We start from the raw sequence: 14,642 nt of genomic DNA, 5'->3' as shown, positions 1-14,642 counted from the left end.
TAAACATTTTTTTTACGAAGTAAACTATAGTACAGCTCACTTTGTTGCAAATTATTTATTCAAAAACCCCATCTTTTTGAAAATATTAAAATTAACCATGCATACCTAAATTTCCCCAGTAAAGGTAAAAAGCCAAATAAGTCAGTACTATGAATAAACTAGCGACATTTAAACCGCTCTGTAATTATTCCAAAAAATTAAATAAAAAAGAGAGCTATTACTCTCTTTTTTACTGTTTGATTAGCAACGCGCTGACAACTAACGTCCCTCTTGTATTTTCGCCTTTATCCAAGCACCCGCTTCTTTCAATTGAGCGTCTGAAAAGTCTTGCGCCGCACAGCTGCCCACTTGCCAAGCAGCCCCACTCAGCGGATCGTCTGAATAATTCCAGTTGGTCCAACTGATTTTTTTTCGTGCCATCAGGTCGATGTATTTTTGCGAGCTGATGAAGTCATTTGCACCGCCACCTGTGTAGTGCTGAGTGCCAAACTCGCTGACAAACACAGGAAAAATATCTGAGGCTCTATCCAGCATATTGCGATGATATTCGGTGTGTGCAGCAGCATAAAAATGGAAGGTGTACATAATATTGTCGAATGGCACTGGGTCGTTGATCACATCTTGTAAATCGCCATCCGCCATTGATGCACCAAACGTAGACCACCCGTGAGTTCCGACCATAATAAGAGCATTAGGTTGAATCGCACGGATCACAGGAATAACCTGCTCAGCATAGTGGCGTACCGCTGACCAAGGAACGCCATTTGGTTCGTTGGCAATATCATAGATCAGGTTATTGCGGTGTTTGTGCTTGGTCACAATATCAGTGAAAAACTTTTTAGCCCCTTCAACATTGTAGTTTGGGTCGCCCGGATCAAGCTGGTGCCAGTCAACCAACACATATAGCCCACGCTGGCTCGCCATTTCAATGAGTTGGTGCATTTGGTTAGTAAAGCCAACCGGATCTGTTTCATATCCGCCTTCTTGTACATACAAGCTCAAACGCAAAATATCAGCTTGCCAGTCAAACGCTAATACATCCAAACTTTTTTCAGTTAAACATTTACCTAACCCATGCCACTGCAGACCGTGACTGCTCATGCCACGAAGCTGCACACGCTGGTTTGATTCGCTGCACAGTCCCGTACCACACACCTTTAAACGACCGTATTTTTCAACCGGCGTGATCTGTGTTGCATCATCACAACGGCCTAAATACCGCCATGCCGAACTGGTTCCAGGCTCCGCACTGGTCCACCATTTGGCTTGATACAATATATTGTTATGGACAAGTTTGTCGCCAGTATTTGCATGGCTCGGCTGACCCTGCCAATCAGATTGTGGCCAATTCGGATAGACATTGGTATCTGCACAACTTGCCGCATCAGCATGACTGGCAGCTAGTCCCAAACACACTGTGAGGGCACTTAAATATCGCTTTTTCATCGCGCTTTCCTTTACATGTTATTTACAATAATGTTCCCAATTGAGATATAGAGACTTTCATTTGAAATGGCTAGGTTTTGGCGGATGATTGATCGTAAAGTATTGCTATTGGTTTGATATGTGTTTAAAAAGCAAGCACACCCATTGGTTAATAGTGAGCTAATAATCGCGTGTAGCACCCCAGGGTTACCTTGGCCAGAGCAATTCACTGAACCAACTTATGCAGTTCACAAGCCCACAAAATTATTTAAATAACAAAAAGTTAAAAATAAACACAAAGTATATGGTAAGGGTTTTTATCGCTCATACGTTCTTATTTATATGACCAATTAAATTAGAAAAATATGAGCAGCTTAAAATCATCTAACTACCCTAGAATGAGTAAACTTAGAACATCAACATCCAGTGTTCATGACCAACTCGACAAAAAGATCATGGCGCAGTCACCGTTTGAAAACAAAGCCAATTATGGTCATTTTTTGCGCTACCAATACTATTTAATGAAGCACGTTGCAGCACTGTATCAAGATGCTCAATTAGCAACCATTATCCCAGATCTGCAAGCTAGAGATCGCAGTGCTCAACTGCTTGCAGACTTTCAAGATTTAAACATGCCACAGCCAGCTACTATGCCTACACTGAGCGAGCTTAACACCTCTCATTTTGAAAGTTTAGGCTGGTTATATGTCATTGAAGGCTCAAAGCTTGGCGCGGCCATTTTGGCCAAAGAGGCTGAAAAGCTAGGGCTAAGTGAGAAATATGGTGCACGCTTTCTAGCGGGTTCAGAGGTCGGCAGGGGCGCTCATTGGAGAGAGTTCATGCAAAGCATTGAAAAGGTAGAGCTCAGTGAGGACCAAGAACAGGCCATGTTAACTGGTGCACAAGCTGCATTTAAATTTGCTAATGAGCTGGTAGAGCTCAGCTATACTCATTCACCAAGTACCCATGTCGCTTAACGTACAACGTAATATGTTGAAGTATGGCTATTTTGCCGGTGGTATTGTATCGCTTGGATTGGCTGTGATTGGCGCTTTATTGCCAATCATGCCAACTACGGTATTTTTAATTATGGCACTGTGGTGCTTCTCCAAGTCGTCTAAACGCCTCGAACATTGGTTGCTCACACATCCCCAATTTGGTGTGACACTAAGCAATTGGCAAAGGCACAAAGTAGTGCCTAAGAAAGCAAAATACTTTGCGGCAATAGGTATGCTGGCAAGCGTGCTGATATCTGGTTATGCGCTGTCTTTTGGCTGGTTGCAAATTGCACTTGCAGTTCTTTTCGCATTTATCTGTAATTATTTGTTTGCTAAGCCGAATAGCACAGCCGACCAACCCAATTTAATACGCCAAAAACACGGAAATGTGTTACTGAGTATGGTTGCGATAATCCTGTTTAGCTGCTGGTCTATCACTCTTTAGTACAGCAATATCGGATGCACCGTGTAAGGCGCGCAATTAAATTGGCGCCACGTCTTGGGGTATCAACAAGCTTATTTATACCAGTGTATTTCGTCACCGTAACTGCTCAAACGAACAAGCTACTTCACCCAAGAATCACATATTAAACCAAAGAACAGATAGCCTTCCCTCATACGCCCACCATGAAGCAACCTAAATTAGGGACAATTGCCAAATCACTGTTATCATGATAAAAAAAGAGCGTTTTAAAATATTAAAGGCACTTAAACCCGCGCTATTGCGCACACATCTCTAACAGGGCCCACTGAATGAAAAGATACCTGATGCTATTATTTGTACTGTGTTTTACTGCCTCGGTAAACGCGAACATCACACATTTTGGTGCCGATCAGGTGATCGGTCAAAATAAGCTAGGTGAGCCGGTATTTCGCAGTACCACCACACCCACAATTGTGACGTTCTGGGCCTCATGGTGTGTATACTGTAAGCAGCTACTTCCGCTTCTTGAGGGGCTTCAACGTAAGCTCACAAACAATCGTATTCGAGTCATTGTTGTCAATACAAAAGAAGAGGGCAAGCTAGGACAAACTCGGCGCACATATAAAAAATTGCTTCGACAATTTGAACAGCGAGGAATGCAAGTTGAGTTTGTTTTTGATAAAAAAGGTGTCCTGTACAAAAAATTTAAGAAACCTGGCCTGCCCTTTACCATGGTCATAGAAAAAAATGGCCAGATCAGCTATACACAAGCAGGTTTCAGTGAACGACTGGCACAGCCTATGTTGGACGCAATACAGCAAGCATTAGATAAAAATACGCCTGATAAAATCTAATTCGCGCCCTTACTATCTTACAATGGGCAGGTTCTCTTTTAGTTTGCTTTTACGACCACACGGGACGCTTGCTCACATAGTTAAATAATTGCTCGCGAGTTCATTACAGGGGCCTATTCTTTTCGCTTTTTTATAACCATAAGAATCAACAATATGAAAGTTTGACTAAGTTTATGCACGACGACCTTACACCATTTATTACACAATTAACTTTGAGCATCGCAGAGGAAAAAAGTAGGCAAAGCACCATGAAAGTATCCGCCTTGGGTAAATTTATTACCATAACTATTGATATAAAGATGATTCCAAGCACTCATTTTCACAATGCATGCTAAAGATTTAAGCCCACATAAACTCTATCAAAGTAATACCTTCAAATTTTGGAAAGGAATAATGATGTGATAAGTGGTAATGACCTTAAAGCGATGAGAAAAAAAGCAGGACTTACGCAAAAGCAGATGGCCGATAAACTCAATATAACTAGAGAAACGGTCAGTAACTACGAATTGGGTGTAGGTGAGCCTAGAACAGGGCATTTTTTCAAATGGCTGTTTTATTGTAAAGTTGATGCAAAAGCACTCTTAAATCAGATCAAAAGTATCAGTGACGAAATAAATGATAGTGATGGCTCTCATCGGTTCAAAGATGACGAATAACGTCCCTATTGCCCAAGCACTTTGAAATCTCTCTTCAACGATAACCTTTAAAACCGCCTCTCATTATTGTTCTCTCTTAAGAGGTCGATCGCCGCATTCGATTTCAAAAATTAATAGCTCATACACAGTACTGTTTTGATTCATGGCTCTGCTGTTGTGCTGTCTGTCATACTAACTAGCTGATCATTTAAACTATCAACAATAGAGTGTTTGCAACACCACAGCTCAATACACATTGGCAGATGAAAAGGTGCCGCAATTTATATTGACCTCAAGTAGATGAGCATACTCTCAATCCGTAAACAGTGATCGTATATGGACAGTGTTTTTGACATAACAGACACTATTTTAAAGCACCTAACACATCACAGGCTCACAAAAACGACTGATACCTGTTCAAAACGGTTTGACGTAAGCGCCTCTCAGCTGCAGCGCATCAACGTATTGCTAGCCAGCATTTTGACTACTGCCATTGCCAGTATAGCTAATATAAGGACAGGCAAAATCATCACCAAATATTAGATACATTTCGTAAAGCTGCGCCATTGTCATAATTGTTCTGCCGGTCTCAAAATTACTAATAGTCGCTTGATCTACATCGAGTTTTGCACCAAGTTGACTTTGCGTCAGCTTGTTCTTTTTGCGAACTCGACGTAAGTTATGCTGTACCTCTTCCATTAGGTTATTCACCTTTATTTTTCTTCTTACTGCATTGTTTTTCATCTCTTCCCTCGCCAATCAGTATTGATGGTAAATATTTATTTTATTTTTGATAGTGACTTACAAACTTCATTGTCATCAATATAATTTGCTTCATGCGGAAAAATCTTCGAATTTTAATAAAAGGCATCCACTCACTTATAGCCCACATATACAAAAGCTAAGAAAAACAGCGTGTAGTAAAGGTATTGAACAATAATTGATGTAGAAAAACAGAGTGCAGCAGCCAGAAGCGAGGTTAGAACAAACCAATGTGTCCGCTGGGAAATATAAGTAGGGGTCATTGCATCACACTTTCCTACCAGCGCTTTATTGACATTGCCTATAAATTCAACTGTTTCAATGTGACTGATTGCGGTTCTTCGAAACAAGTCCACTAGAAGCACTTGCCCCTGCCATACCAAAACACTAGGCTAGGCAACGCCTACCGCGCGGGCGAGTACCCAACCAACCTAATATAATTTCGTCTAAAAGCCATAAGCGTTACGGGGGTTAGTCTCCTTTTGGTAAAATCGCAATCTGAAACCAATAGTCTTTAAGCTTTTGTACAGCATCAAATAATGAATCTAGTTTAACGGGCTTTTGAATATATGTATTGGCCCCAAGGTCATAGCACTCCTCAATGTCCTTTTCATCATCTGAGGTTGTCAAAACCACAATGGGGATGTTTGCAAGACGCCGAGTGCTTTTTATTTCTTTTAACACGAGACGACCATCCAATCCCGGTAGGTTAAGATCCAACAGTATCATAGCCGGCTTTGGATGTGACGGTGTCCACTCTTGACTGAGGTAATTCAGCGCTTCTTGCCCGTCTTCACATCGTACAATTGGATTTGATAGGTTACCGTCTTTTTTAAATGCCCGATTAGTCGCGTAATAATCGTCATCGCTGTCTTCTACAATCAAAATCAATTTATTGTCATTCATTTTCGACTTCACTTTCCTTCAATGTAAAATAGAAACTTGTTCCTTTTCCAAGCTCCGACTCAAACCAAATTTTACCCTTGTGTTGTTCAACTATTTTTTTCGCAAAGGTCAAACCAGCTCCCGTACCCTCGCCAAACTTTTTGTTACTATTTAGGCGCTTAAATATTCTGAAAACTTCGGTTTTAAAGTGCGCATCAATGCCAATGCCATTATCTTTGACACAAAATGCATGCCGCTCTAAATCATAATTTACATTAATAGATTTATGCTCCGATAAGTTGTATTTGTACCCGTTCGTTATTAAGTTGTATAACAGCTCTTCTAATCGCGTTTGGTTGCCAACCACATTGGGTAAGGCTTCTGCGAACACTTCGACATTATGTTCTTGCAGCGACTCTGTTAGGCGTTCAAGCACATGACTGAGCGCTTCATCCATATTGACCTGCTTGCTGCTTTGCTCCTCACGACCCAATCTTGAGAAATACATCAGATTAGAAATGAGCTGCTCCATTTTGGAGCCTAGATATACCAAACGGTCCAATTTATAGACACCATCTTCGCCCAGTTCAGTCTCATAGTCCTCTTTTAAAAATCCAGCGTGATTTTGTATTGCTCGTAACGGCTCTTTTAAATCATGAGAGGCAATATAAGCAAAGTTGTCTAACTCTTCATTAGACTTGGTCAAGCGCTCGATCAATTGCTCACGCTCCCGCTCCATCGCTACTTGCTTTGAAATATCTCTCACTACCCCACAATAAAACTGCTCTCCCGCAACCCGAAACCCCGTAACCCCTAAATCCAAAGGGAATATTTGGCCATTTTTGCGCTGACCCTTTACTCGTTGACCGGTGCCGATGATCTTCTTGTTTCCTGACGTTAAATCATCTATCAGGTTTTGATCACATTCACCTCTATGTGCTTTTGGCATAAATACACTGAAATTTTTGCCAATGCTTTCCTCTTTAGCGTAACCAAATATATTCACTGCCGAGTTGTTGATGCTCGTTATCACACCATGTGCATCGATGGTGATGATGCCATCAATGGCATTGTCGAGTGTTGCTTTATGTTCCACATCTTGTGCACTAATGATCCGCTCAGACATACGAGATTTAATTAAATAAAAAGAAGCAATACCTGCAAGGAAAGAGACAAACAGTCCATTAAGTAGAGCAATATAGTGAATGTCAGAGTCATCAACGGAAATACGACTTTGCTTGGGCCACAGCAATAACTCCCAGTCTACGCCATGCAGTGCAAATGAATGACTAAAACCAGTCGACTCGTCATACTGCATACCCGCCTCTACTTTACTAAACATCACGCTGCCCTCTGACAACACTTCTATGTTGTAGTCATTGATAAATTCATGCGGAAGCAAGCTATCTACCAATTGGGATATGTCAAACACGCCCAAAATAAACCCGTCAAATCTACCGTGAATATAAATCGGAAAATACGCTAAAAAGCCTTTACCGCCTTGAACAAGTTGAACCGGCTTAGACAATGAAAAGTTTTTCGAGACTTTTGCTCGCTCTAGGGCTTTTAATCTGTTTTTCTCAAATGACAAGTCGAGATCCACTGCCGACTCGTTGCCTTGCAGTGGCACAACCCATTTAACAACATACTCGCTGTTTACCCACTCGACAGCACGCAGCCCAGCATGGTCATTGACATAATCCTGAGCATCCAATCGCCACTCTTCAAAAGGCGGTCCTTCTCGCGCCACCCAGCGATTGCGCATGCGCTCCAGCGCACTGATGATGGCAGGCATTGAATTGATAAATTGATGCTCAATTAATTCGCTCTTGGCAATCGCGGTTAATTTAATGAGGTGCTTTTCTTGATTATCAGCAAGTTGCCAGACCCAAAGAGATGCCAACATACTCAGTAGGACACAGATAAAAACCACGATAAAAGATAATTTAAATCGCTTCCCTGTACTTTCTACATCTATATGCAAAGCAATTTCCTTTTTATTCTCGCGCAATGAGTGGTAAATGACTTTAAGTCAAAAAGTCGGTACGCGTTTACCTGCCAAGAAAACAAACACGCTTCATTTAGTGTAATTGAATCTGTGTATTTTGCGCCATTAACGCACTACATTTTTATAACATGCTGAAAATTAAAGTTTCGCGAGAAATAATGGGCGTTTATTACCACAAAAAACCATCACACAGCTAGCTCTTAAAATAAAAAACACAGAAAATACAAAAGGTAACAACGGTTCATTAGCGCAGATAGTGATAACCTCGTCGGGCTACAAAGTACCAGCCCCTCGCACTCAGTTCGATATTTTTCAGCTAAATCATCACCCTGAGTCGGGCATATTTACATATTATTTAACACAGTGTGGAAAACTTATAGCAAACAGACTTGCGTATATCGTATTTGATATCGCTGATCGTTATCGCCTTTACATTTTGTGGATCACCTAGCCAATTGTCTATTTGACTAAAATTTAAGCATTAAAATACAAATGGATAGATGCAAATCACGCAACACCGCTCGACATTTTGCTCGGTCGTTAGACCCTTTCAAAACAATATTTTTCATCAGTTTCAAAGCGACCAAGCTTTTACTCATACTACTCCTTGCCCATCCCCCCTGTGCTGCGAGAAATTACACGGTTTTAGTGATATTCATTAACAGCTAAAAAACTGCTGGAGCCAAAGAATATAAGGCTTTTAATGCGGAACACCTACCCCGTACCAAAGCTAAAAAAGCTAGTCCCATATTGTCGGCTCGCACTGACAATTCTGATAATTATGAACTAGAAAAAACCCTAAATTCAGCATCGAGCAATGTTTTATTCGTAGAATAATAGACTTGCTACACCATCTTATTAATGATACCGTTAATGATAATTATTCCTATTTATGCACTATGGTAAGGAACAAAGGTGTCGAATTCCGCTGGCATGGACCTTTTTATTCGTGATAACCAATTTTGGTTAGTTAGATTTTTACAAAACAAACTAAAACTACATAGCCATCACGATGCACAGGATTTATCTCAGGACACCTTTATTAGGGCCCTGACTTCCTCCACAGATCTGCTCGAAGTCAAAGAGCCAAGAGCATACTTAGCAACCATCGCCAATCGCTTGATCATAGATAAGGCGAGACGCAAGCGCATCGAGCAAGCCTATATTGAAGCGCAAACCGAAATGCAGCAAGAGCAAGTGCCTTCATGTGAAACGGTATTAGAAACCATGCAAAGATTAGAAGCGCTATCGCGATTATTAGAAGGTCTGGCAGACAAACCTCGACGCGCCTTTTTGATGGCACGTTTAGACGGCATGAAATACAAAGAGATTGCTGCGCAACTCAATGTTTCTGAAAGTATGGTGCAAAAATACATCGCACAAACATTGCTGCATTGCCACAGTCAACTGATGGATTAATCAATACCTAGAGAAACTCATGTCGGCGAATCAAACCAGCTATCAACATAAACTCAAGCAGGCAGCAGACTGGTGTGCTTTACTCCATTCAGATTCGCCCGCCGACGAAGATATTCAAGCCCATCATCAGTGGCTTAACTTACATCCTGACAATCAAAAAGCCTACGCGGAATTACAAGCACTATGGGGCGAATTTGATACCCCGGAAGATACTGGCCTGAACGTTCGGGTGCTCAACAATGTACTAGACAAAGATAAACCCAGATCAGTCAGTCTTGGCAAAACCTTCCTAAGTGTGACTTTGTTCGCAGGGTTTGGATTTTTGCTAAATCATTTGGGACTAAGTGGCGTCACAGCAGATCACTATACCCTAAAAGGCCAAACGCAAACCATACAGCTGCAAGATGGCAGCGTATTAACATTGAATGCCGAAACGCAAATCGATATTGAATACAATACTGACACCAGATTGATTCGATTATACAAAGGCGAAGTACATGTTGAGGCAAAAACAAATCCTTCATGGCCCTTGGTCGTCGAAACCCAAGATACCAGCGCAACAGCTTTAGGGACCAGCTTCTCAGTGAAAACCAAAGGGCAAGATACCTATGTCGTGGTGAGCGAGTCCAAAGTAGAACTTTGTTATTTACCACAACATAGATGTGTAATTGGCCAACAAGGCCAAGCTATGGAAGTTGCAGATAAATACCTAACAGGGCCCTATCAAACAAACCCTGACATCAGGTTGGCATGGTTAAACAATAGATTAGTTGCAAATGATATCAGTCTGACTGAGCTACTGGAGTCATTAGAGTCCTACTATCCAGGAGTGTTTGTATACCAGCATGAAAAGCTAAGTCAGATCCGTGTTTCGGGTGTCTACCCTACCGATGATGTCGACTTAGCACTGAAAATGCTGGCGTCAGATCCAGCCATCAAGCACAGTTCTATAGCAAATTACCTACAGATTATCTCTTTGAAATAAAATGACTTTTTAAAAAAGGATAAAAGTTTTTTAGTTTTTTTGAGTTTTTGGGTACTGTTTTTTTTTACTGCCCCGTCCTATAAGTAGCTCTAAATAATAATGAGAACTATTTATGATAGGCGACAGTGCTACTCGCTCAATTTTTACTGCTGTGTTGTGTACAGGGCTTGCTCTACCAAGCGCCGTTTTGGCACAACAGGCACACCAACTTGATATTCCCAAAGGCAGCTTAGCTGAGGCACTCAATACCTTGGCACTGCAAACAGGCGTACTGTTGCAATTTGATCCCAACCAGATAGGCAGTGCCCAAACAACTGGGTTAAAAGGCGCGTTTGTACTGAGTGATGGCTTTGAACAGTTGCTCGCAGGCACAGGTTTATACGCTGAGAAAACCAGCAATGGTAGCTATGTCATTCGAGCGCTATCAGGCAACCTTGAACACGCGGTCATGCTCGATACGCTAGAGGTATATGCCAGTAATAATACCCATAAAGAGATCTATCAATCCGCTTCTTCAGACACTAAATTAAGCCAAGATCAGCTTGCCCGTGTAGCACCGCGAGATACCTCTGACATTTTCTACAATGTGCCCGGCGTGACCACATCGCAAACACGACAAGAACCCGGAGTCGCGGTCAATGTACGTGGTATTCAAGACTTTGGTCGAGTCAATGTGATGATCGATGGAGCAAGACAGAATTTTCAGCGCAGCGGACACGGCGCCAATGGTACTGTCTATCTAGATCCCCAACTGCTTTCTAGTGTTGACATTGCAAAAGGTCCCGTCGGCCACGCTGGCGGCGCAGGTGCCATTGGCGGTGTCGTAAATTTCAACACTCTGGAATTTGCTGATCTCGCACTTGAAGGGCAAGACCACGGCAGCAAAGTTGCGCTCGCAACAGGCAGCAACGCATACCATATGCAAGGCTTACTCGCCTCTGGTGTACGCTTGGGAAAGGATCTTGAGCTGGTCGCAGCGGTTGGGCGCAAACACGTCGGAAGGTTTGAGCCTGGTCAGCACGGTGGTAATGCCGGCAATGACAACTACTTTGATGCGCTCAGCTCATTTACCGAGCAAGATCAATGGTCCTCTTTGCTCAAGGCCAGCTATAAAATCAACGAACAACACGCCATAAAGCTGAGTTATGTGGGCTTCTCTGCCAACTTCGACGAGGGCTCAACCACAGGGGAAACCGAGCAACCCAGTGCCACCAGCAAACTCAGTAATGACACCATTAAAGTAGATTACTTCTGGAACCCTAACTCAGATTATTTTGATTTAAGTTCAAGTGTTTACTACAACCGAACTCAAATGCGCCAGCATCAGTTTGAGCTAGGAGACTCAATTAACCCCTACGGGGAGTTTGAGTTGCAATATGAAACCAATACCTTTGGTCTGGTGCTCGAAAATATTTCATTCTTTAGCTTAGAACATGCTTGGCTGAGTGAAGCTGATTCACTGCTCATGCTCAATACAGGCGTGGAATACTTTAGAGACTGGACCCAGCCTCAAGCAATCCAACAAACGCCTGGAACGGGTGACCCAACTTGGTTCACAGGGGCAACTCCTGGGGGAAACCGTGCAGTGAGCAGTGCGTTTTTCCAGACCGAGTGGCAATATGGGGAACACCTGTCCATTGAAGCGGGCGTCAGATATGAGCACTTTTCACTCGAGGGAGAGGGTGAGATCAACTCTGGTTCGATTCTCAATCCACCCGGTGTCACCCCGAGCAAGACGCTGATCTACACTAATTTTTCCGTGGCACGCCACGACGAGTTTGTCTCACCTAACTTACGATTTGCATACCGCTTTAATGATGAAATTCAAGCTTATGTCAGTTCTGCCAAAGGTGTGCGCCCTCCCTCGATCACTGAAACTTTGTTATTCGGGATGCATGTGGGCAACCAATTTCCTTTCTACCCAAACCCCGGCTTACAAGCCGAAGAATCTCGTAACAACGAAGTGGGGATGAATTTTGAGTTTAGTCAGTTGGCCAAAGAGCATGATCTGTTTATTAAAACAGGCTGGTTCGAAAACACCGTAGACAACTTCATCATTCAGGGGATGGTGATGAGTCCAACCTCAGTGAGCGACAAAAGTGGCATTCGCAGCTATGTCAATTTGCAAGATGAGATCCGCTTTGAAGGCATAGAGCTACAAGCTGATTATCAATCTAAAATGATGTTTGCTGAGCTCAATTATACCAAGATGAATTTCGATCCTGGCCTGGGTGACTACAACCCGTTCCCACTAGGTAGTCAGGTCGGTTTCCCCGCTACAAACTTAGGTAAAACTGAGTCTGGCGGACTGCTTTACATTCCACCTCCGAAACACAATGGCGCCATCACACTTGGATTAAAGTTGTTTGATAACAGCCTAAAAGTTGGCGCAAGAATGCGCTTTGAAGACAACGATGGTCGCGGTGGAAAAGCCTATGAGAAGGTCGTGGACTGGGAAGTTTACGACGTGTGGCTGGACTACCAATACTCACCAAATATTCAGTTGCGCATGTCGATTGACAACCTCAAGGACCTCAATTATGCCGAGGCAAATGGCACCTCTTACTGGATTGCGCCGGGACGCAGCGTCATCGCAAGAATAACAGCAAAATTTTAATTAAAGACAAGGGTATAAACATGCGAAAAGCTTTTAAGTTGGCACTTATCAGTAGCGCGTTAGTTAGCGCAAACTTGGCAAGCGCCGCTGAGATCAACCTGCAGCAATTACATGTGTTTGGCACACCACAAACCATCATGTTTGGTGGTGATAAGGGCATGTTGCCTGCAAAGCCGCCCGTACTACATCCGGTCAGCGGCAAGCTTGTCGGCACTTTTCTCTCTGGTGGCGGTAGCGATTTTGCCTCAATCAGACAGTCCGGTATTTATTATTTTACACCTCAGCTAACTGAAGGTGCGCTAACTGACTACAACACGCAAGCCAACTCTCTAAATACCGAGATCACAGCGTTTGATACAAATGTTGTTGTCGACGGTCAAGGCATGGCTTACGGTGGCGCTAAAACCAGCTTATTTAAGTGGAGCGAAGGCGAAGAAATGCAAGATGCACTGGCAGACCTTGATCTGTCAGGTATTAATGGCGGTAAATTTGAAATACATGGCTTACTTACGGTTGATTCACAAGACAACGTGTACTTCGCAGCCTCAGATCGCAGCGATGACTTTTATGCACTGCTAAGACTCAGCAGCACAGGTGAACTTGCTATGCTGGTCGATTTCAGCCGCGAAGAATATAAGCAAGCAGCTGGCGATCTATACGTTTTCACTAAAGGACAATCACCTGCTGCATTGGTTTTTAGTGCAGCTGACAATGCTATTTACGGCCTTGCGCATAAATCAGCAGATTCCGCAGGTGCCGGCAGTAATGACGGCTTAGAAGGTGATAACTTTGCCAGCGGTACTTTATTTAAAGTGGACTTAACCAATGTCGCAACAGATGGCAGCACAGATGTCACTGTACTCAAGAGCTTTGATGATGAGACTCACGGGCTGATTGACGATCATGTGCTGGCAACCAACGGACTCGTCGAACACGGTGACTGGCTTTACGGCACGTCACAAAAAACCATCTGGCGCATGCACAAAAGCAATGACAACGGATTCACTGTTTTACACACCTTTGCGACACAAGAAGATAGCCAAGATGGTGATAAACCAGCAGGTCCCCTTGTGTTGGCCGCCGATGGTAACATTTACGGCACAACTTCAAGCGGTGGCAGCGATGGCGAGTCCGGTACGCTCTACCGTATTAACCTAAGTGAAGATGCCACTGATGTAGACAGAGCAAAAGACACTTATGAAGTCGTGCTGCACTTTGCCGGCAAGGATTCAATCGCACCTATGGGCCTATCCGCTGGTACCTTGCTTGATGGTTCACAAACCATATATGGCGCAACAAACGGCAACAATACCACAGACTCAGGCGGTGTTTTTCAATTTTCTGTCACTCAACACGACCTCAGTTTTACCACTGAAACAGCGCAGCTCGAACTAGGTGAGAGTCTAGAGCTACACTGGCAATCCACAAATCTCAGTGGCTGTACTGCCAGCGGTGATTGGGCAGGTGAAAAGGATGCAACGGGTCAAGAAACCATTGAGCCAGAGTCGGAAGGTGACAAATCTTATGTGCTCACTTGTCTGGATACAGATCAAAAGGCCTTTGTTCGCACACTTGAACTGGTAGTCAATCCAGAGCCGGAACCAGAGCCAGAACCTGAGCCTGAGCCTGA

12 protein-coding genes are annotated in these 14,642 nt (G+C 43.2%); 8 read left to right on the top strand and 4 right to left on the bottom strand.

Annotation, left to right across the window (positions count from 1 at the left end; all coding sequences use genetic code 11):
• Window positions 1-258 precede the first annotated feature (258 nt).
• Entirely contained in the window at window positions 259-1,446 is a 1,188-nt protein-coding gene (locus N483_RS17985; protein WP_023399001.1) for a cellulase family glycosylhydrolase, read from the bottom strand.
• Window positions 1,447-1,790: 344 nt separating this feature from the next.
• Here N483_RS17985 and N483_RS17980 point away from each other — a divergent pair, with 344 nt between their 5' ends.
• The 4 genes from N483_RS17980 to N483_RS17965 all read left to right on the top strand — a co-directional run bounded on the left by N483_RS17980 (window position 1,791) and on the right by N483_RS17965 (window position 4,357).
• Window positions 1,791-2,402, top strand: a complete 612-nt coding sequence (locus N483_RS17980) for a biliverdin-producing heme oxygenase (protein ID WP_023399000.1) — start codon at window positions 1,791-1,793, stop codon at window positions 2,400-2,402.
• A 13-nt stretch (window positions 2,403-2,415) separates the two neighbouring features.
• Entirely contained in the window at window positions 2,416-2,868 is a 453-nt protein-coding gene (locus N483_RS17975) for a YbaN family protein (RefSeq protein WP_155250754.1), read from the top strand.
• A gap of 308 nt (window positions 2,869-3,176) precedes the next feature.
• Window positions 3,177-3,701, top strand: a complete 525-nt coding sequence (locus tag N483_RS17970; RefSeq protein WP_023398998.1) for a TlpA family protein disulfide reductase — start codon at window positions 3,177-3,179, stop codon at window positions 3,699-3,701.
• Between the two features lie 398 nt (window positions 3,702-4,099).
• Window positions 4,100-4,357, top strand: a complete 258-nt coding sequence (locus tag N483_RS17965; RefSeq protein ID WP_023398997.1) for a helix-turn-helix domain-containing protein — start codon at window positions 4,100-4,102, stop codon at window positions 4,355-4,357.
• 447 nt (window positions 4,358-4,804) lie between these two features.
• On the opposite strand, the gene N483_RS17960 is transcribed toward N483_RS17965, so the two are convergent.
• From N483_RS17960 to N483_RS17950, 3 genes are all read right to left on the bottom strand, one after another.
• On the bottom strand, window positions 4,805-5,080 hold the full coding sequence (locus tag N483_RS17960; protein WP_023398996.1) for a helix-turn-helix transcriptional regulator: 276 nt from the start codon (window positions 5,078-5,080) through the stop codon (window positions 4,805-4,807).
• 489 nt (window positions 5,081-5,569) lie between these two features.
• Window positions 5,570-6,004: a response regulator gene (locus tag N483_RS17955; protein ID WP_023398995.1), complete on the bottom strand. Its 435-nt coding sequence runs from the start codon at window positions 6,002-6,004 to the stop codon at window positions 5,570-5,572.
• Window positions 5,997-7,967 (bottom strand): ATP-binding protein, encoded by a 1,971-nt coding sequence (locus N483_RS17950; RefSeq protein WP_023398994.1) that lies wholly within the window; start codon window positions 7,965-7,967, stop codon window positions 5,997-5,999. The genes N483_RS17955 and N483_RS17950 overlap by 8 nt, the downstream gene beginning before the upstream one ends.
• 939 nt (window positions 7,968-8,906) lie before the next feature.
• Here N483_RS17950 and N483_RS17945 point away from each other — a divergent pair.
• The 4 genes from N483_RS17945 to N483_RS17930 all read left to right on the top strand — a co-directional run.
• Window positions 8,907-9,410, top strand: coding sequence for a sigma-70 family RNA polymerase sigma factor (locus N483_RS17945; protein WP_023398993.1), 504 nt, complete (start codon window positions 8,907-8,909; stop codon window positions 9,408-9,410).
• Between the two features lie 19 nt (window positions 9,411-9,429).
• Window positions 9,430-10,395: a FecR family protein gene (locus N483_RS17940; RefSeq protein ID WP_023398992.1), complete on the top strand. Its 966-nt coding sequence runs from the start codon at window positions 9,430-9,432 to the stop codon at window positions 10,393-10,395.
• Window positions 10,396-10,507: 112 nt separating this feature from the next.
• Window positions 10,508-13,012: a TonB-dependent receptor gene (locus N483_RS17935; protein WP_023398991.1), complete on the top strand. Its 2,505-nt coding sequence runs from the start codon at window positions 10,508-10,510 to the stop codon at window positions 13,010-13,012.
• Between the two features lie 20 nt (window positions 13,013-13,032).
• Window positions 13,033-14,642 (top strand): choice-of-anchor tandem repeat GloVer-containing protein (locus N483_RS17930; protein ID WP_063383368.1); only part of this gene is annotated, 1,610 nt, incomplete at its 3' end.

The organism is Pseudoalteromonas luteoviolacea NCIMB 1944, assembly GCF_001625565.1.
Lineage (GTDB): Bacteria > Pseudomonadota > Gammaproteobacteria > Enterobacterales > Alteromonadaceae > Pseudoalteromonas > Pseudoalteromonas luteoviolacea_F.
The sequence above is the reverse complement of the archived record's forward strand: the minus strand, read 5'-3'. Positions and strand labels throughout refer to the sequence as shown.